Origin of the sequence: Myxococcus hansupus, from assembly GCF_000280925.3 — a bacterium.
GTDB lineage: Bacteria > Myxococcota > Myxococcia > Myxococcales > Myxococcaceae > Myxococcus > Myxococcus hansupus.
This window is the reverse complement of record NZ_CP012109.1, coordinates 341,593-360,952: the sequence shown is the minus strand read 5'-3', so window position 1 is coordinate 360,952 and position 19,360 is coordinate 341,593. Positions and strand designations below refer to the sequence as shown.

Here is a 19,360-nt window from a genome sequence, read left to right as displayed (position 1 = left end):
CCCACGGGCAGATGGGCTTCCAGGAGGACACGGCCGAAGGCAGAGCCCGGGCGCACCACACGCACGCCGGATGACACCGCCCCCGCCGCCTCCCCTCGGAGGCCTCGGTGATGTCCGTGCGCAAGGCACGGGTCTTCGGCAGGTTTTCGGACTCGCAGGCGCGGGTGCCCAGGGCACCCACCTACTCGCCGTCGCTTCCCAGCCCACCCAGGGCCAGTGCTTTTCGTGACGGCTTTCGTTCCTGCTCACCGCTGCGGGGCAGTCCCGGATTCACACCGGGTTCCCTTGAGTCGCCGTGGAATCACGGCGACACCGAGGACGCCGGCGGGGATATGGCGGGTGCAAGCCATTGTCAATGACTGGTACCCAGGCGCACACGCCGCCGCAGCAGCGCGAGGAACAACGGTCCCCCGAGCAGCGCGGTGACGACGCCCACGGGAGGCTCGGCGCCAAAGAGGGGGAAAGCCAGCCGCGCCAGCAAGTCCGACAGCACGAGGAAAGCCGCGCCCCCCAGCGCGGACAACGGCACCAGCAGGCGCTGGTCCGGGCCAAACGCCAGCCGCAGGAGGTGCGGCACGATGAGGCCCACAAAGCCAATCAAGCCCGTCAGCGCCACCGCGCCCGCGACGCTCGCGCTGGAGGCCAGGAGCAACCACCGGCGGGTCGCCGCCACCGGCACGCCCAGGGACGCCGCGTCATCGTCGCCCAACGACAACAGGTTCAACCGTGCGGAGAGGGCCCACATGACGCCAATCGCGACGGCCTGGAGCAGCGCGGAGAGCACCAGCGTGGCGCCGCGCTCGTAGCCCAGCGCGCCCGCGAGCCAGTACAGGATTTCTCCCAGCCGGTCGGGGTCGGACAGCGTCTTCACCAAGGTGATGGCCGCGGATGCGAACGCGTTGAACACCACGCCCGTGAGCAGCGCCGCGTAGGGCGCGCGCGACGCGGGCCCCCGGCTGGCGGACAGGACGAAGAGGATGGCCGCCCCCGCGCCCAGGAAGGAGCACAGCGCGGGCGCTGAGAGCCGGGCCATGGCGCCTCCCAAGCCGGGCGCCACCTCGCCCACGGTGGCGAGCCCCACCGCCAGCGCCAACGTCGCGCCCAGCGCGGCGCCGCCGGACACACCGAGCACGAACGGATCCGCGAGCGGATTGCGCAAGAGCCCCTGAAGCGTCGCGCCCGACGCCGCCAGCCCCGCGCCCACGATGGCGCCCAGGAGCGCTCGCGGAAGCCGCAGCGACCAGAAGATGACGGCGTCGGTGGAGTCCGGCTCCGTCAACGCGGCGGCCAGGGAGATGGACTGCTCGCCGAAGCGCATCGCCACGGCCAGACAGCCCACCGCCAGCACGAAGAACCCTCCGAACAACATCGCCGCCCGCGAGGCCCGAAACCCTCCCGCGCCGCCGTGTGTCCGTCGCGATGCAGCGGGCTCGCTCACGGCGCGCCCTTCCCCGCTCCCTCCGGGTGCAGCAGCCGGAAGAGCTCCTCCAACCCCTGGCCCAGCGACGGCCCTGGTTGCAGCAGCGCCAGCGATGGCAGGTCCACCCAGCGCGCGCCGGACACCCCAGGCAGTGCCCGCAGCTTGTCCTTGCCCACGTCCACGTCCGCCGCGTCCACCACGACGGTGGCCCGGGCACGCACCACGCGCTCCACCGAGTACACCGGATACGCGGAGCCCGCGTCCGCGGCCACGTTGATGCCGCCCGCGTCCCGCAGCAGCTCGTCCGCGAAGGAGCCGGGCCCCGCCACCACGAGCGGCTCGAAGCCATAGACGAACAACACGCGCGGCGCGGGCAGCTTCTTCGCCGCCTCACGGATGCGCGCGCGCGTCGCCTCGATGCCAGACACGATGGCGTCGGCTTCCGTCTGCTTGCCGAGCGCCTGCCCCACCGCGCGGAGGGCCGCGAGGACGTCCTGCACGGAGTGCAACGGAAGGAGCAGCACGGGCACGCCCAGCTCCGCCATCTTCTCCACCGGTCGCTGATTGCCCGGTCCGGGCTGCACCAGGAGCAGGTCCGGCTTGAGCGCCACCACCGCCTCGACCGAGGGGTCCGTGAAACCGCCCACGCGCGGCAGCTTCGCCACCGCCTTCGCCTCGTCGAAGCGGGACACGCCCACCAGCGTGCCCCCGGCGCCCAGCGCCAGCACCATCTCCGACAACGAAGGCGCCAGCGTCACCACCCGCCGGACCTTGGCCGGCGCGGGCGGCCCCAACGTCCGAAGGCTCGAACTGGTGGCCTGCTCCGCCGCCTCCACGGGTCCAGCGAACAAACACAGCACCGCGACGAGCAGCACGGGGACGCCGGAGCGCGAGCGGGAAGTCATGGTGGTCATCGGCATGGGTGCGCTCATCCTCAGTTCAGGGCGGTCACGTCAATGGCGTTGGACACGGGCCGGCGGGGGTCCACCGGGCACGCCTCCAGCGCGGGGCCCACGGCCTGCGGTGAGGAGAAGCCGCGCCGCTCCACCAACCGCCCGTCCTCGACCGCCACCACGAAGACGCGGCCCGCGTTCGTGTCCGCCAGATACACCGCGCCTTCCGACACGGCGAAGCGGCTGGCCACGGAGATGTGGCACCCCGGCGTCCCGGGCTCGCAGCCCACCCGGAGCGCATACGCGGCCACGGGCGCGTCATCCTTCACCAGCACCAGCCCCGTGGCGCGCACCGAGCTGGCGCTGTGGCCGTTGGCCTCGTCGTATTCGGACTCCCCGAGACACGCCACCACGAGCTGGTCACCCACCGCCTCCACGTAGCCCGCGTTGAGGCAGTCCGTCGCCCCCAGGTCGATGGCGCTCACGCTCCCATCCGCCGGGTTGATTTTCGCGAGCATGCCCGGGCCGTTGGGCCGGTAGCCGTTGTAGGGGTTCAGGTTGGTGAGGGCCACGTAGACGCCCGTGGAGGTCGCCGCGACGGAGTACGGCAACGGCAACACCGTGCCCCCGTCGAAGGGCTTCAGGTCCAGGCCGGTGAGGGAAATCGTGTCCACCTTGCGCGGCTGTTCGGGGTTGGAGATGTCCACGCGGGCCACGGCATTGCCGAACTGGAACATGGACCCGCCCGTGCCGAACAAGGGGACATACAGCGTGGTGCCCCACTTCGCGAGCGCCTGCGGACTGGTGTTCGCCCCCAGGTTCACCTGCGTCACGGTGCGCAGCCCCAGGCCCGCGCCCTGCGTGGGGCCTTCCCGCTTGAGCACCTGCAAGGTGTTGTTCACCGAGTCCACGACGTAGACATAGGGCGGATCCACCAGGATGTCGTTGGGCGAGCCCGCCACGCCGCCCAGGGAGCCCTCTTCCACCACCGTGCCCAGCGCGCCGGCGGACGCCTGGAGCAGCTTGGACGCGGTCGCATCCGCCGCGAGCACGTAACCGTCCCACGAAGCGAGCGTCTGCACGCCCGAGCCGAACTGACGGCGAGGCCCGAGCCGGTCCGTCCCCGCCTGGATGCCCACGAGCTGCCCGTTCGTGTAGCAGGCCGCCACCACGTCGTAGCCACAGCGGCCCTCGTGGCACGACTGCACGTCCGGGCACACGGTGCCGCAGGCGCCGCAGTTGAGCACGTCCGAGCGGACGTCCACGCAGGAGTCGCCGCAGCGCAGGCTCCCCTCGGAGCACCCTTCGCGGCACACGCCCGATTCACACACGAGCCCGGCGTCACAGGCGTTGCCACACGCACCACAGTTCGCGACGTCGTTCGCCGTGGCCACACAGGCGCCACCGCACGACTCCGTCCCGGGACGACACCCGCAGGCACCGGCCTCACACGTCTGCCCGTCGCCACAGGTCGTGCCACAGGCGCCACAGTTCGCGGCGTCGCCGCGCAGGTCCACGCAAGCCTCACCGCAGACGGAGAGGCCCGAGGTGCACACCGCGCCTTCCTCCGGGCATCCGGTGAAGAACAGCGCCGCGGTGGCCGCCAGCAACAGCGTGGGAAGGAACGACTCAGGGGACAGGGGATGCGGGCGAGGCATGGGGCTCATGAGGGGGTGTGGCGGTGGAGGAAGCGCCCGGCTCGAGCGCCATCGCGAGCGTCACGTAGACAGCGCGCCCGGGCAGTGGAAAGCCGGTGAAGTCGAAGGTCCGCACATCGAGGAGGTTCTTCAGCTCGACGGACACGGTGACCTCGGGTTTGTGGAGGAAGGTGCTGGACGCGCCCGCGCTCACCAGCGTGCGCGACGGCAAATCCAACGAGCCCGTGCGATTGATGAGCTGCGCGGACTGATAGAGCACCTCCGCGCGGCCGTTGAGCCAGTCGGGCCCCGCGCGCACGCGCCCCACCCACTTGTGCCGGGGACGGTTCGGCAGGTCCTTGCCGAAGAAGCGCGGATCCCCGTAGCGGTTCTCCGTGCGCAACCACGTGTAGCCGGTGCTGGCCAGAAGCCACGGGAAGGGCCGCGCCTCCCCCTCCAGCTCCAGCCCCCACACCCGGGCCGTGTCGAAGTTGTAGGGCCGCGCCATCAACGGCGGGTACAGCTCATAGGCGATGAGATTCTCATACAGCGCCGCGAAGCCACCGGCGGTGACGCTCCAGCGAGGCGTCTCGTCCTCGCGGCTCACCCGCCCCGAACGCCACATCGCCGCCGCGTCCGCGTAGAGCGCGCGCTCCGGCTTCAGCCCCGGATTGGGCAGCAACGTGCCCTGGCGGATGTACAGCTCCAGGAAGGAAGGCGCGCGGTGGGATTGGCCCGCGTTGGCGCGCAGCCCGAAGCCGCGCCCCAACTCCACGGAGGCGCCCAGCTTCGGAGACAACAGCCAGTAGGGCCCCACCCGCTCCAGCCGCATCGAGGGCACCACGTCCAACACGCCGTCGAAGAGCCTCAGCTCGTCCATGGCCATGACGCTCGCGCGCCACCACGCGGCGGCCTGTGCGTTCTCCGCCTGCGTGACGCTCTCGCCCGACGTCGCCACGGTCACGGTCAGCGACTGGTGCTCGCCCAGCGGCCGGCGGCCCTCCAACTCCACGCCGCCCACCGAGTGCCGCTGCGCGCCGCCCGCGCCGGGAATGCGGCCCGTCACCTCCAACGCGTCACGCCGGAAGAACCCTCGCGCACTGCCCTGCCCCAGCCCGTCGAGCACACCGAACCAGCGCAGCCCCAAGGCCAACCGGCCCAGCTCCTGGTCTCCGGTGGACTGGGGGTTCTGCACCGTGCCCGGGATGGCGCGGTTCTCCACGGACAGCTCCGCGAGCGCATCCAACCGCGAGCCCCCCGCCAGCCGTCGCCGGTAACGCAGCAGCGCGCCACCGCCCTGCGCGTTGTTGCGCGCGCGGCGCTCGGTGACTGGAGGATTGCCATCCACCGCAGGGAGGTCATCCACGTCGTAGGCGAAGTCACCATCCGACCGGCCCCCGTGCACCAGCACCAGCGCCTGTCCACCGAGCAGCGGCCCCGTGGCGGCCACGTGGCCCAGCGCCGTGTTCCAGCTCCCATAGGTGACTTCGCCGCTGGTGCGCAGGTTCGGTCCAGGCGCGCGGGTGATGATGTTCACCGCGCCGCCAAGTCCTCCCGAGCCATACCGCGCGCCCGCGCCGCCCCGGAGGACCTCGAAGCGCTCCACCAACGCGGCGGGGATGAGCGACAGGTCCGACAGGCCGCCCGCGCCGTTGAGCGGAATGCCATCCAGGAACACGAGCACGCCGTTGGATGACGCGCCTCGCACCACCAGGCTCTTGCTCTGTCCGTACCCGCCGGAGTCCTGCACCGCGAGCCCCACCGAGCCCACGAGCAGCTCCGCGGTGTCGCGTGCCTCACCCGCCCGCTCGCGCGCGTCGATGACGGTGATGGCGCCCGTGGGGTCCCTGCGCTCGGGCGACTCGGGCGGAGGGGGTGTCCGGCCGCGAACCACGGTGGTGCGCGCGGGTGTGGCGTCAGCGCTGGAGGTATCGACGGCGGGCGTGGCCTCGGGCGCTGGCGAGTCCTCCGCCGACGTCCCAGCCTGCGTCGGAGGCTTGGGCGCTTCCTCGGCGGCGTCCACCGACGGAGGCGTGGCCTCGGCCTCGGAAGGCTGCGCCCCTGCGGGACGTGGGAGGCTGAGCGCCAGGCACACGACAGGCCCGGCGAGGAAGGTCCACCGCATGCTCCGCCTTCCGCTCCCTCCGACGAAGAGAGAAGGCCCACCGCCCGGGCCCGCGAAAGGCTCGGCCGCACCCCTGGGCAGGTCTCCTGGCTGACGGACTCCGGCGGCTGACACACGCTGCGTCATGCCAGAAGAGGACTTCCACCTTCCCCCGGCCGCGGCCGGAGTGGCGACAGACTGAAGCCCCCGGCCCTGACCTCAGGGCTGCCCGTTCACAGTGGCGGGACCGCGCCGGACTCGCACCGGCTTCCCTCTTGAAAGCCCGACATGGGCACCCAAGGGCGCGCCCTTTGTAGGAGGTCACCTCCGGCGGGTCAAGCGCACCGGGGACGGCGTCCAGGACGCACGCACGGACTGCTCGGCGGCATACGTCTGGAGGAACAGGAGCTCCACGTTGCCCAGCGTGAGCCGCGAACGGCACAGCAGCAGCGCGGGGCGGCCCGGCAGAATCAACACGCCGTCCTGGTACGTCCCGCGCTCACTCTCCAGGTCCGTCACGCTCCACAGCCCCGTGTGCGGCTCCCGACGGAAACGGGCATGCAGGCGCGACACGGAGGGCTCGGCCAGGACGATGTCGCATTCGGCGCCGCGGCCCAGCGTCACCTCGGATGCCGTGGCACCCAGGCGCGGGCGAAGCTCCAACACGATGGGGTCCGTGACGCGAGGCTTCGCCCCTCCCGCGCGGGATGCGGAGGCCCCCAGCTCCCACAACAACACCGGCCAGCTCACCTCACGAGTTCGCGTGTCGCACTGCGCTGTCTTGGACACGCGCACCCTCCCCGTCGAGTCCGGATGGACGCGCGCAACATGGGCATGCGGTTCCAGTCCCGCCAGTCCCTCGGTCGCTCGAATTCGATGCGGGGCGCGTGGGACGAACACCCACTCAGGGCGACGGCACGTCGGGTGTCCCCGCGTCTTCACACACCACGCCCGAGTCGGGCTCCGCGTCCGGGGGCACGCAATCCGGAGGAACATCTCCGGACTCCAGCCACACACCTTGCGCTTCTTCGTCCTCGTCGGAGAAGGAGCCCGTCCCCGCGTCCGCGCCCCGGAGCCTCGCCACCGGGTCCTCGACAGCGCAGCCGCCGCCCCAGGCCGCCAGTGAGACGACGAGCAGTTGCTTCACGCTCCAGCGGGCGCCGCCGCGCAGGGCCTGTGCTGCGAACACGGTGCGGCTCATCGGCATCCACCTCTCACGGGAAGACCATCAGCGTGACGTTCAAACGGGGGCGGACGACCCAGCCCGCGCGAAGTGGATCGAACCCGCTCGAATCCACGAAGCCGAAGATGGGACGGCCGACGACGACGTCCATCGACAGAGTGCCCTCCAGGCCCAGGTACCGCGAGAAGCGCCAGCGCAGGGAGGTGTCGGGCCCGGCCATGAGCGTGGGGTGGATGCGAGGGCCCGCCGGCTCCACGCCCCCCACGAGCGCGTAGGCGGACCGCAGGAAGACGAGCAGTCCCGCCCCGGCGCCGACGCTCCACCGCCACTCCCCGGAACGCAGCAGCGGCGTGTCGAGCCAGAAGCCCAAGGCGTACTGCTCCAACTGCACCTCGGTGCGGTCGTCCACCAGGCTTCGCGGGAGGTCCGCCATGAACTGGAAGCGGAAGCGCAGCCGGGGGAACTCCCACCCGGACCCGAGCATCCACCCCTGATAGCCCAGGGTGCTATACCCATCGAGCGACGCCATGCCGCCCGCCAGGAGCTGCCACTGCACGGACTCCGTCTCGTACGCCGGTGGCCGCTCCCTGGCCCGAGGCGCATCCGCGACGTCCTCCGCGAACGAGGCGGAGCCCGCGAGGAGTCCTCCCAACACGCCGAGACGCAGCCAACCCGTGCCCGTTGCCATGGCGCGGACGCTACCGCCCACGCTGGGTGAGACGGAAGCCCCCCGCCCGGCCACTCAACGGTTCGTTGCGGAAGCCGCGCGCAGCTCACGACTGACACGCTCCGCCTCTTGAAAGACGCGCAGCAGGTTGCCTCCGAGAATCTTGTGAAGCTGCTCACGGGTGTAGCCTCGGGCCACCAGCGCCTCGGTGATGCGCGGCAGGTCCGCCACCGAGTCGATGCCCTGCGGCGTGGCGTCGATGCCATCGAAGTCCGAGCCGAGCCCCACATGCGCGACACCCGCCACCTTGGCGATGTGGTCGATGTGGTTGATGAGGACCTCCAACGGAGGCCGCTTCGCCTTCTCGACCCACGCCGCGTTCTCCAGGAAGGTGGCGCGGAAGCGGGTGGCGGCGTCGGCGTTCGCATGCCGGGCCTCGACGGCGTCGAAGGCGGCCTTTCGTTCAGGGGCCATCGCGGCGGAGGCCTTTCGGAAGTCGTCATCGATGAACGCGGCGTAGAAGTTCACCATCACCACGCCGCCGTTGGCCGCCACCGCCTTCAACATGTCATCCGTCATGTTGCGCGGATGGTTCGCCAACGCGCGCGCGGAGGAATGCGAGGCGATGACCGGCGCCCGCGTCACCTTCATCACGTCGAAGAAGGTCGCATCCGCGACGTGGGACACGTCCACCAGCATGCCCAGCCGGTTCATCTCCCGGACGACGTCGCGTCCGAAGTCCGTGAGGCCGCCATGGCGCTTCACCTTCGGGTCATCCAGGTCCCCGGAGGAGTCGGCCCAGCCGGTGGAGTTGGACCACGTCAACGTCATGTACCGCACGCCCAGCCGATAGAAGAGGCGGAGCACGCCCAGGTCATCTTCAATCGCGTGCCCACCCTCGACGCCCATCAAGGTGGCCAGCCGCTTCTTCTTTCCAGAGCGCGCGGCGACGATGTCCTTGGAGGACAGCGCGAGCACCATCTCCTCCGGATGACGCTCCACCTGCTGAAGCACCGCGTCGATGAGGCGCAGCGCGCGGTGCGTATACCGACCCGCGGGCTCCTGGGGCGAAACCCAGATGGAGAAGAACCCCGCGCCCAGGTTGCCCGCGCGCGCCCGGGCAAGGTCCACGTGGCCCACGCCTTCGGGTGATGTCGAGCCCAGGTCGAAGCCCTCGTCCAGCATCCGCAAGGGCGTGTCCAGGTGCGTGTCGATGATGAGCGCGGACTCGTGGATGGCGCGGGCCTTCGCGGACACCTCCGAAGGCTCGGCGGCGAGCACGGGCGCCCCCAGCAGACTCACCGCGGCAAGGACGAAGCGATTCACTCGGACACCTCCGCATGGGCAGACAGGGGGCACTCTCCCATGGGCTCGGAAGCCCATGAAGCCGCGGTGCCCGCGGCCTCTCGCCCCCTGAGAAGCCACTGGAGTCCCGCTGTCCGTCCTCGCGGCGGGACGGTTCTCACATCCGCGCACGGTGTGTGGAGATGGCCCAGAGGAGAACACCGTTGGCACGCCGGCTGCTCAAGCTCCCCACGACCTCAGGCGGTCAAGCCGACGAGGCAGCCGCGCCGTGGTGGCGCGATGCGGAGCGTGGAGGTGGTTGATGCTGACGGCGGGTAAGCGACTGGCGGTCTTCTCCATTCGCGAGGGCAAGGGCGGGAGCATCTGGGTGCGGGCGGGGAGCGCGTTCGTGAACAAGGACGGCTCGCTCAATGTGTTGCTGGACGTGCTGCCGCTGGACGGGAAGCTGCACGTGCGCGAGGCGGCGGAGAAGCGCGACACGCCGGGGATGAGCGGGGGCCGCTACGCCGGCGAGCTGGGACTGGACGCCCCCGTGGGCGGCCACTCGTGAGGGCCCTGTGCGCGGTGGTGATGGGCCTGCTGCTGTGCGGGCCCGGGGTGGCGGTGGCGGCGAAGCTGCGCACGCAGCACACGGGCACCGTGAACCTGAACGAGGCCACCGCGGCGGAGCTGGATTTGCTGCCGGGCGTCGGTGAGAAAGCGGCGCAGCGCATCATCGAGCATCGGCAGAAGCGGCCCTTCAAGCGCGTGGAGGAGCTGGTGCGCGTGAAGGGCTTCGGCAAGAAGAAGTTCCTCAAGCTCAAGGCGCATCTGGCGCTGAGCGGGCCCACGACGCTGCGAGTCGAACAGGTGCCCGTGCCCTCCGAGGGAAAGGAGGTGAGCACGACGAACGACTGAGAACGCGACTTCCGGAACGAGGGCCGCCGCTCGGGATTTCTCTCGTGGCCCAGGCGGCGGCCCGTGGTTCGTGAACGGGCCCATGAGGGGCAACCAGGAAGGCACCCCCTGCGAGCGGTAGCCAACCGGGAGTGGATTGGTACCATCCGCCGCCATGAACCGACGCCTCATGAACCTGCTGACCGCGGTGCCCGTCACGGCCGCGCTGGTTGCCCCGCCCGTGCTCGCCTGTACCAGCATGCTGGTCTCCAAGGGGGCCACGACGGACGGTGCCACCTTCGTCACCTACGCGGCGGACGCGCACGAGCTGTACGGCGAGCTGTACTACACCCCCGCGCGCCACCACGCGCCCGGCGCCATGCGCGACATCATCGAGTGGGACACCGGCAAGTTCCTGGGCCGCATCCCCCAGCCCGCCGTGACGTACTCGGTGGTGGGCAACATGAACGAGCACCAGCTCTCCATCGGCGAGTCCACGTTCGGCGGACGCGAGGAGCTGGCGGGCCCCGCGGGCATCGTCGACTACGGCTCGCTCATCTACACCACGCTGGAGCGCGCGAAGACGGCGCGTGAGGCCATCCAGGTCATGACGACGCTGGTCGCCGAGCACGGCTATGCCTCCAGCGGCGAGTCGTTCTCCATCGCCGACCCGAAGGAGGCCTGGCTGCTGGAGATGATTGGCAAGGGCAAGGGCGAGAAGGGCGCGGTGTGGGTGGCCCGCAAGCTGCCGGACGGGTACCTCTCCGCGCACGCCAACCAGGCGCGCATCGGCACGTTCCCGCTCAATGACAAGCAGACGACGCTCTACTCGCCGGACGTCATCTCCTTCGCCCGGGCGAAGGGCTGGTTCAAGGGCGCCGACAAGGACTTCAACTTCGCGGAGACGTACAACCCCATCGACTTCGGCGGGCAGCGCTTCTCCGAGGCGCGCGTGTGGAGCATCTTCCGCCGCGCGGCGCCGTCCATGAAGCTGGGCGCGGAGTACGCGAACGGCGCCACGCCGGAGAAGCGGCTGCCGCTGTGGGTGAAGCCGGACAAGAAGCTGTCCGTGCAGGACACCATGGCGCTGATGCGCGACCACTTCGAGGGCACCCCGCTGGACATGACGAAGGACGTGGGCGCGGGCCCCTACGCGGTGCCCTACCGCTGGCGGCCCATGACGTGGGAGGTGGACGGCAAGCAGTACGTCCACGAGCGCGCCATCTCCACGCAGCAGACCGGCTTCTCCTTCGTCGCGCAGATGCGGGACTGGCTGCCGGCCCCCATTGGCGGCGTGCTCTGGTTCGGCGTGGATGACACCTTCACCACCGTCTACACGCCCATGTACGCCGGCATCCGGCAGGTGCCGCGCAACTTCGCGCAGGGCGTGGCCAGCCGCGGCGAGTTCTCCTGGGACTCGTCCTTCTGGGTCTTCAACTGGGTGTCGAACCAGGCCTACGCGCGCTGGAGCGACATCGTGCAGGACGTCCAGCGCGAGCAGGGCCACCTGGAAGGCCAGTTCCTCGCGGACCAGGCCGACGTCGAGAAGCGCGCCCAGGAGCAGTTCAAGCGCAGCCCGGAGGAGGCGCGTCAGTACCTGACGGACTACTCGCTCCAGCAGGGCGAGAAGGTCCACACCCGCTGGCGCAAGCTCGGGGAGACGCTGCTCGTGAAGTACATCGACGGCAACGTGCGCGACGACTTGGGCAAGGTGAACCACCCCAAGTACCAGGAGGCCTGGTACCGCCGCATCGTGCAGGAGAACGGCAAGGCGCTGGCGATGCCCGCCAAGCCCGCCGAGGCTCCGGCTCCGGCTCCGGCGCAGCCGCCCGCGCAGAAGCCGGCGCCCAAGCCCACCGTGGCCCCCGCGCCGTAACCCCGCGACGTCCTTGGAGCGGGGAGTCCCCTCCCCGCTCCCCGCAGCCCCCGGCATCCGTCATCAGGCTGATGATTCCGGCTCCACCCCCCATGGGACACAACCTCGGCCCCACCGGCGCCGAGAATGGGGAATAAGCGCACATCAACCTCCTGGGACTTACCAGGTTGAGGGGGACCACCATGGGTCGCATCACGAACGTCACGCCGAAGCCGACGGGCACCACCACCACGCCTCCGAAGACGACGGGTGGCCCGCCGCCGCCTCCGCCCCCTCCGACCACCGCCAAGTCGCCGCCGCCGGTGCCACCGAAGCCGCCGGACATCTTCGTGTCGGGCAAGCCCACCAACACGCTGCGCACGCCGAACCTCGCGCCGCCGCCCCCGCCGAAGCCGCCCTCCCTGGGTGGGCCAAAGCCGACGGTGGTGGGCGGCACCACCGCGCCCGTCACCACCACGGTCGCGAAGAACACGGTCGTCACCGGCCCCGCCGTCCTCCGGGCTGACTCGGCCATCGCGCCCTTCGTGGCCCAGGGCGTTCCCCGCGGCGCCATCAAGAACATCAGCGATGCGAGCTTCTCCGCGCTCCAGGGCCTGCAGCGCAACCAGGGCGACGCGAGTTCCCCGGAGTTCGACACCCTGAAGAAGGAAATCGGCCCCAAGGCTGACCTCATCCGCGCGGTGTTCGCCCAGGGCGGCCCTCACGTGAAGAGCGGTGACGCCGAGCGCGTCAAGCTGGCCGGCGCGCTCAACGAGGGCTCCACCGTGGACAACGCCACGGTGCAGAGCTACCGCAAGCAGATGAGCGCGCTCACGGATGGGAAGTTCGAGCCCTACGTGGAGATGGCGAACACCCACCTGACGCAGAACAAGACGGAGTACCCCAAGGCGGCCACCAGCGTGGCGGACATCAACAAGCTCTCCGACGAGGGCAAGGTGTCCGTCTACAAATACACGCAGGAGAAGTTCAAGCCGTACAACGGACAGGTCCTCTTCCCGTTGGCGCAGAGCGGCTCGGGCCCCACGAGTTCCGCGCTGCGCAACAACGTGGATGGCATCGCCGTCACCCGCGCGGCGCTCAACGAGCTGCCCAAGTTCGAAGGCACCGTGTTCCGCGGCGACAGCAAGAAGTACTACGACGCGTACACGAAGGACGCCGTCATCACCCGGGACGCCTTCACCAGCACGGCGAAGAACCCGGACTCGAAGTTCGACGGCGACGCCATCCTCGAAATCAAGACCAAGACGGGCCGCGACATCCAGGGCGCCTCGCTCAAGCCGGGTGAGGAAGAGGTCCTCATCCCGCCGGGCGCCACCTTCAAGGTCCTGGAGCGTGACGACAAGGGCCCCATCCTCCGGCTGAAGCTCGAGGAGATTTGAGCGCCTGCCCGCCCCGCACCCGGGCGACACGGCACCGAGTGCGGACGGGCCTCCCCCCGACCGCCCCGAGGAACGGGTGACTTCCAGCGTCATGGATTGAGACGGACCGGTGTCCCGGGACGGCCTGAACGCCGCCAGGGTCCGGCCCGCCCCGTCGCGCGGAACCCGGCCTGGCGGCCAGCTCTGGGGCGGTCAACAGCCAACGGTTTTTCCCCAGCAGCCCGGACCGCGACGCGATAGACCTGCTGCGACTCAAACCTTTCGGTTGAGACACGGAGGCAGCAGGTGACGGCAGAAGAATCCACGAAGGACCCGGCAGAAGCGGCGCTGGAGCCCCACGAAGGCGAGCGGGCCCACAAGGGCCCTCCTCTCGGCGAGGTGCTCGAGTTCATGCGGCTGCTCTGGGCCGTGGACCACGGACTTCAGTCCACGTCGAAGCGCATGGAGTCCACGCTCGGACTCACCGGTCCGCAGCGACTGGTCATCCGCCTGGTGGGGCGCTTTCCCGGCATCACCGCGGGCATGCTCGCGCAGATTCTCCACGTGCATCCCAGCACCCTGACGGGCGTGCTCAAGCGCCTGGAGAAGCGGGGCCTGCTGGAGCGCAAGGCGGATCCGCTCGACGGGCGCAAGGCGCTGTTCTCGCTGACGGATGAAGGGCGCTCGCTCGACATCCCTTCCGAGGGCACCGTGGAGTCGGCGGTGCAGCGCGTCCTGTCTCGCCTGTCACGCCCCCGCATCCTCGCCACGCAGGACGTGCTGACCATCCTCGCGCAGGAGCTGGGTGGCGTTCCCATGCCCGAGGTCGAGTTCGACCAACAGGACGCCCCCAAGCCCGCAGTTCGCTGAGCCCGCCGCCCGCCCGCTCCCCTGCCGCCATGGGGGACGCTCGAGGCGGAGCACGTAGACGGGGCGGGTCCGATTTCCCGCGTTACCTCTCGGACCCTCGCCCTCGCGCCTTCTTCCAGCGCCGGACACCGGAGCCCCTCGAATGGGCTCCTGGGGCCGTTATGTTTCGCAGGATGGGGCTGACTGCGAGAAAATCGGGAAATAGGCCGCCCCACCACGGGTTGCCTCGCCACTGAGCGGACAGGACAGCGTGAACCTCGACACCCCGCAGACCCCAGGCCCCGAGCGACCGCCCCCGCCCCCTCCGCCGCCCTCCGCCTCGCGGATCCGACCCACCACCGAAGCCCCGGGCGTGGAGGCCCTGCTCGCCGCCGTCCGCGGCCGTCAGCGCCGCTACCTGTGGCTGCAGGGCGGCATGTTGGGCGCGGCGCTGCTGGCGCTGCTGCTGGTGGCCGGTGGCTTCGTCGCGCTGGTGGCCCCGCGCACGGGCGCCACGCTGCTGTGGCTGTCGCTGCCCCTGGGCGTGGCCGCGGCGTGTGTCTTCGGCCTGTGGCTGGCCAGGCGCCGCGTGGGCGATGACGTCCTCACGGCGCGGCTCATTGGCGACAAGCGCCCGGAGCTGTCCCTGGACGTGCTCGCCGCGGTGGAGCTGATGCGCGAGCCGAACGCGCCGGGCAACGGCTCCCCGGAGCTGGCCGGCGCCTTCCTGGAGCAGATGGACGCGCGCGCCCGCACGGTGGACGCGCGGTCGGTGGTGGACAGCAAGCCCGTGCGTCAGTTCGCGCTGGGCGCGGGCGGCGCGCTGGTGGCGCTGGTGGTGGTGATGGCCGTGCTCGGCGATCGCTGGTCCGCGGGCATGGCACGCATCCGCGAGGTGGCGGCGACGCCCAAGGCCCAGGCCCAGGTGGAGCCCATCACCGGGGACATCGAGCTGACGTTCCGCTACCCCGCATACACGGGGCTGGCGCCGCGCACGGTGCCGGGGACGAACGGCGACGTGAGCGTGCCCGCTGGGACGGAGGTCCTGCTGAAGACGCGCTCGGACCGCCCGGTGGAGCGCGCGGACCTCGTGGTCAACGGACAGGCGCTGCCGCTGAAGGTGACGGACCAGCGCGACCTCGAAGGCAGCTTCGTGGCGAAGCAGTCCGGCCACTACCGCTTCGCCTTCTACGGCGCGCGCGGCAAGGAGCTCGCGGTGGGGCCGGAGATCGCCCTCAACGTGGAGGCGGACAAGGCGCCCGAGGTGTCGCTGCTCACGCCCACGGTGGAGCTGGAAATCGACCCCGGCGACCAGGTGGCGCTCAAGTACGAGGCCTCGGACGACTACGGCCTGTCCGGCATGGCGCTGGTGTTCCGCACGCCCGGCGCCCAGCAGGAGACGCGGGTGCCGCTGCCGCGCGAGGACGGCCGCCGCCACCGGGGCACGTTCAACTGGAACCTGGGCAACCTCAAGCTCGACCCGGGTGACCGCATCACCTACTACGTGGAGGCGCAGGACAACGACGCGGTGGAGGGCCCCAAGAAGGGCGCGAGCCGCACGCAGGTACTTCGCGTCTACTCGGCCGCCGAGCACCGCCGCGCCGCCTTGGAGAAGGCGGAGCAGCTCTGGGGCCGGATGGTGGACCACCTCGCGGACCGGCTGGAAGGCCCGGAGCGCGCGAAGCAGAAGGACCCGCAGGCCATCACCGCCGGGGCCACCGTGGACACCAGCGGGGAGAGCCTCGTCTCCGACATGAAGACGCTGGCGCAGGAGCTGGCGCGCGAGCGCGACGTGCCGAGCGAACTCGTCTCCGCGCTGAGCAACATCTCCGAGTCCCTGGGCAGCCACATCCGCGGCACCGCCGAGCTGCGCCGCCTGTACCTGCGCACCCAGCGCGCCCGGGGCGAGGACTGGGGCACCGGCAACCGCCTCACCGCCGTGGTGAACGAGGAAATCACGGAGCTGGAGAAGGACATCCTCTACCTGGAGTCGCTGCTCGACCGGCAGAAGCTGGAGGCGCTCCAGGAGATGGCCAAGCAGCTCTCCAACGAGCGGCGCGAATTGGCGAACCTCATCGAGCAGTACAAATCCAACCCGGACGAGGCCTCGCGCCAGGCGGTGATGGAGCAGATTCAGCAGCTCAAGTCCCGCATCCAGGAGCTGATGCAGCGCATGTCGGAGATGCGCAAGGGCATCCGCGACGAGCACCTCAACGCCGAGGCCCTGTCCGAGATGATGAAGGACCAGGACATGCGCAGCGCGCTCGACGACGTGGAGAAGCTCATGCGCGAGGGCAAGGCGGACGAGGCCCTGGCGAAGCTCCAGGAGCTGGGCATGCAGATGGACGAGATGCTCCAGAACCTGGACCAGGCGGGCGACGAGTTCGGCGGCGAGCAGCACCCGGAGCTGGCCGAGAAGTTCGGCAAGTTCATGGAGGAGCTGCAGAGCACCGTGCAGGAGCAGCAGCGCGTCGCGGACCAGACGAAGCAGCTTCGCGACCAGGCCCGCGCGCAGAACCGCGACCGGCTGGCGGAGAAGGGCGAGTCCATGAAGGACAACCTGCTGCGCAAGGTGCAGCAGGCCCAGGAGAGCTACAAGGCGCTGGAGCCCAGCCAGCTCAACAGCCGCGCCGCGCGTCCGCTGGAGGAGGCCCAGTCGGAGCTCCAGAACGTGGAGAACGCGCTGAAGGTGAATGACTACGACCTGGCGGCGGAGTCGGCGGCCCGCGCGGAGGACGCGGCCCGGCAGCTCTCCATGATGGGCGAGCAGCAGCGCCACCTGGACGAGATGTTCGGCAACCCCGAAGAGGTGGTGAAGCAGTCCACCGAGCTGGCGCAGCGCCTGGGCCGCGACGCGCGCAACGTGTCGGAGGTGAACCGGCAGCTCCAGTCCCTCTTCCCGCCTCCGGGCTCGCAGTTGTCGCAGCAGGAGAAGCAGCAGCTCCAGCAGCTCGGCCAGCAGCAGTCGCAGTTGGAGGAGCGCGCCCAGGGCCTGCGCCAGCAGATGGACGAGATGCAGCAGATGGCGCCCATCTTCGGCGAGGAGGCCACGCAGCAGATGGAGGGCGCGGGTCAGCGCATGGGCGAGGCCGCCAAGCGGATGCAGGGCAAGGACCCGGGCCGCGGCTACGGTGAGCAGCAGGCGGCGCTGGAGGGCCTGCGTCAGTTCCAGCAGCAGATGCAGGAAGGCCAGCGCGGCGGCAAGGGCGGGCTCCCCATGCCCATGGGCATGGGCCGGCGCCAGCAGGGCAATGGCCGTGACCCGAAGCAGAAGGTGGAGCTGCCGGACGAGGACGCGTTCCAGGCGCCGAAGGAGTTCCGCAAGGACCTGCTGGACGCGATGAAGCAGGGCGCTCCGGAGAAGTACCGGGAGCAGGTGAAGCGCTACTACGAGGAGCTGGTGAAGTGAGCCGCCATCCGATGACACACGCTTCCGGAGTCCGGGCGCTCCTCGCGGCGCTGGCCGTGGCGCTGCTGTGCGCGCCGTCCGCGGCGTGGGCTCAGAGCAGCTCGCTCAAGGACGAGGTGAAGGAGCGGCTGGGCCGCGTGGAGACGGAGCTGGACGACTGGGACGTCCCCGGCGCCCGCCGCGAGCTGTCCGAGGTGGAGAAGCTGCTCCCCTCCGACGTGGAGCCGCTGAAGTACTACCAGGGCCGCGTGGCCTTCGAGGAGGGCCGCTACGACGACGCGGTGGCGCTGCTGGAGGGCGCTCAAATCGAGGACAAGCCGGGCAGCTACCTCCGGCTGGCCAAGGACACGCGCGACATCACGAAGTCGCACCTGCGCGCGGAGAGCGAGCACTTCATCTTCCAGTACCCCAAGGGGAAGGAAGAGGTGCTGGTGCCCTATGCGCTGGAGACGCTGGAGGGCATCCACCGGGCGATGAAGGAGGACCTCGGCTGGACGCCGCCGGGCGGCAAGATTCGCGTGGAGGTGGTGAGCAACGCGCGTGAGCTGTCGAAGGTGAGCACGCTGACGGAGAAGCAGATTGGCACCACGGGCACCATCGCCATCTGCAAGTTCAACAAGCTGATGGTGACCAGTCCCAAGGCGGTGGCGCGCGGCTACGACTGGCAGGACACGCTGGCGCACGAGTACATCCACCTGGTCATCAGTCAGATGAGCCGCAACACCGTGCCCATCTGGTTGCACGAGGGCCTGGCCAAGTTCCTGGAGTCGCGCTGGCGCGGCAAGGCGGGCCTGGCGATGACGCCGTCCACGCAGGCGCTGCTGGGCAAGCGCGTGAAGGCGGACACGCTCATCCCCTTCGAGAAGATGCACCCGTCGATTGCCCTGCTGCCCACGGCGGAGGACGCGGCCACCGCGTTCGCGGAGGTGTTCTACGCCATCGACTACGTGCACAGCGTGAAGGGCACCGCGGGCCTGCGCGCCATCATCCAGGAGCTGAAGGCCGGGCAGAAGGACCGCAAGGCGGTGGAGGTGGCCATGGGCATGCCCTTCGCCCTCTTCGAGAAGTCCTGGCTGGCCCACATCAAGAAGCAGCCCTTCCCCACCGAGCTGATTCCCCGCGAGGACCGCGTGGTGCTCAAGGAGAACGCCAAGGGCAAGGTGAAGGATGAGAACGAGAAGAAGGGGCGCGAAATCTCGTTCGGTGACTTCCAGGAGGTGACGGAGGTGCCCGCGCGCAAGTTCGCGCACCTGGGTGAGCTGCTCCGCGAGCGCAACCGCGTGAAGGCCGCGGCGGAGGAGTACGCCAAGGCGCACAAGCTGGTGGGCGACAAGTACGAGTCGGTGTCCAACAAGTACGCGCTGGCCCTGCTGGAGCTGCGGCGGCTGGACGAAGCGGAGAGCGTGCTGCGCGGCAGCCTGCGCGTCCACCCGGGCTCACCGTCCACCAACGTCCACCTGGGCCGCATCCTGCTGTACCGGAAGGACTACCCGAAGGCGAAGACGGCCTATCTGGAGGCGCTGGCCTCGGACCCGTTCGACCCGGAGATTCACCTGGCCCTCACGCGCATCCACGGCTCCATGGGCGAGACGGCCCTGGCCGGACGCGCACGTCAGGCGAGCGCCCTGCTCACGGGCCTCAAGGCCGAAGAGGTGGACCGCGTGGCGCAGCAGTTCCTGAAGGACGAGAGCGGCCTGTCGGAGATGAACGTCTCCGGCACGTCGGACACGGAGGCGCCGAAGGAAGCGGCGCAGCCGGTGAAGACAGACGCGGGGAACTGAAG

The 19,360-nt window shown here is 70.2% G+C and carries 15 protein-coding genes and 2 riboswitches; of the genes, 7 read left to right on the top strand and 8 right to left on the bottom strand.

Features of this window, described 5'->3' with window-relative positions:
• Positions 1–120 precede the first annotated feature (120 nt).
• A riboswitch (cobalamin riboswitch) is annotated at positions 121–332 on the bottom strand.
• A 20-nt stretch (positions 333–352) separates the two neighbouring features.
• The 8 genes from A176_RS01500 to A176_RS01465 all read right to left on the bottom strand — a co-directional run bounded on the left by A176_RS01500 (position 353) and on the right by A176_RS01465 (position 9,230).
• Positions 353–1,438 (bottom strand): FecCD family ABC transporter permease, encoded by a 1,086-nt coding sequence (locus tag A176_RS01500; RefSeq protein WP_044890517.1) that lies wholly within the window; start codon positions 1,436–1,438, stop codon positions 353–355.
• Positions 1,435–2,340, bottom strand: coding sequence for an ABC transporter substrate-binding protein (locus tag A176_RS01495; protein ID WP_002633250.1), 906 nt, complete (start codon positions 2,338–2,340; stop codon positions 1,435–1,437). Before A176_RS01495 ends, A176_RS01500 begins: the two co-directional genes overlap by 4 nt.
• A gap of 14 nt (positions 2,341–2,354) precedes the next feature.
• Positions 2,355–3,971, bottom strand: coding sequence for an MXAN_6577-like cysteine-rich protein (locus tag A176_RS01490; protein ID WP_002633251.1), 1,617 nt, complete (start codon positions 3,969–3,971; stop codon positions 2,355–2,357).
• On the bottom strand, positions 3,943–6,075 hold the full coding sequence (locus A176_RS01485; protein ID WP_002633252.1) for a TonB-dependent receptor plug domain-containing protein: 2,133 nt from the start codon (positions 6,073–6,075) through the stop codon (positions 3,943–3,945). The genes A176_RS01490 and A176_RS01485 overlap by 29 nt, the downstream gene beginning before the upstream one ends.
• Before the next feature lie 59 nt (positions 6,076–6,134).
• Positions 6,135–6,369: riboswitch (cobalamin riboswitch) on the bottom strand.
• Between the two features lie 6 nt (positions 6,370–6,375).
• Entirely contained in the window at positions 6,376–6,843 is a 468-nt protein-coding gene (locus A176_RS01480; RefSeq protein ID WP_226994150.1) for an FHA domain-containing protein, read from the bottom strand.
• Between the two features lie 115 nt (positions 6,844–6,958).
• The gene (locus tag A176_RS01475; RefSeq protein ID WP_044890518.1) at positions 6,959–7,255 is read right to left on the bottom strand and encodes a hypothetical protein; all 297 of its coding nucleotides are present in this window, start codon (positions 7,253–7,255) and stop codon (positions 6,959–6,961) included.
• A 13-nt stretch (positions 7,256–7,268) separates the two neighbouring features.
• Positions 7,269–7,925 carry a hypothetical protein gene (locus tag A176_RS01470; RefSeq protein ID WP_002633255.1) on the bottom strand — a complete coding sequence of 219 codons (657 nt, stop codon included), beginning with the start codon at positions 7,923–7,925 and terminating at the stop codon, positions 7,269–7,271.
• Positions 7,926–7,979: 54 nt separating this feature from the next.
• Positions 7,980–9,230 carry a dipeptidase gene (locus A176_RS01465; protein WP_002633256.1) on the bottom strand — a complete coding sequence of 417 codons (1,251 nt, stop codon included), beginning with the start codon at positions 9,228–9,230 and terminating at the stop codon, positions 7,980–7,982.
• A gap of 280 nt (positions 9,231–9,510) precedes the next feature.
• Here A176_RS01465 and A176_RS01460 point away from each other — a divergent pair, with 280 nt between their 5' ends.
• The 7 genes from A176_RS01460 (at position 9,511) to A176_RS01430 (ending at position 19,358) form a co-directional block, all read left to right on the top strand.
• On the top strand, positions 9,511–9,759 hold the full coding sequence (locus tag A176_RS01460; protein ID WP_002633257.1) for a hypothetical protein: 249 nt from the start codon (positions 9,511–9,513) through the stop codon (positions 9,757–9,759).
• Entirely contained in the window at positions 9,756–10,106 is a 351-nt protein-coding gene (locus tag A176_RS01455; protein WP_002633258.1) for a ComEA family DNA-binding protein, read from the top strand. Before A176_RS01460 ends, A176_RS01455 begins: the two co-directional genes overlap by 4 nt.
• A gap of 154 nt (positions 10,107–10,260) precedes the next feature.
• Positions 10,261–11,961: a dipeptidase gene (locus A176_RS01450; protein ID WP_044890521.1), complete on the top strand. Its 1,701-nt coding sequence runs from the start codon at positions 10,261–10,263 to the stop codon at positions 11,959–11,961.
• A 182-nt stretch (positions 11,962–12,143) separates the two neighbouring features.
• On the top strand, positions 12,144–13,340 hold the full coding sequence (locus tag A176_RS39540) for an ADP-ribosyltransferase domain-containing protein (protein WP_002633260.1): 1,197 nt from the start codon (positions 12,144–12,146) through the stop codon (positions 13,338–13,340).
• A gap of 285 nt (positions 13,341–13,625) precedes the next feature.
• Positions 13,626–14,189, top strand: coding sequence for a MarR family winged helix-turn-helix transcriptional regulator (locus A176_RS01440; protein ID WP_002633261.1), 564 nt, complete (start codon positions 13,626–13,628; stop codon positions 14,187–14,189).
• A gap of 250 nt (positions 14,190–14,439) precedes the next feature.
• Positions 14,440–17,577, top strand: coding sequence for a DUF4175 family protein (locus A176_RS01435; protein ID WP_002633262.1), 3,138 nt, complete (start codon positions 14,440–14,442; stop codon positions 17,575–17,577).
• A gap of 11 nt (positions 17,578–17,588) precedes the next feature.
• Complete coding sequence (locus A176_RS01430) at positions 17,589–19,358, top strand: peptidase MA family metallohydrolase (protein ID WP_044890522.1); 1,770 nt, start codon at positions 17,589–17,591, stop codon at positions 19,356–19,358.
• The last annotated feature ends 2 nt before the right edge of the window (positions 19,359–19,360 follow it).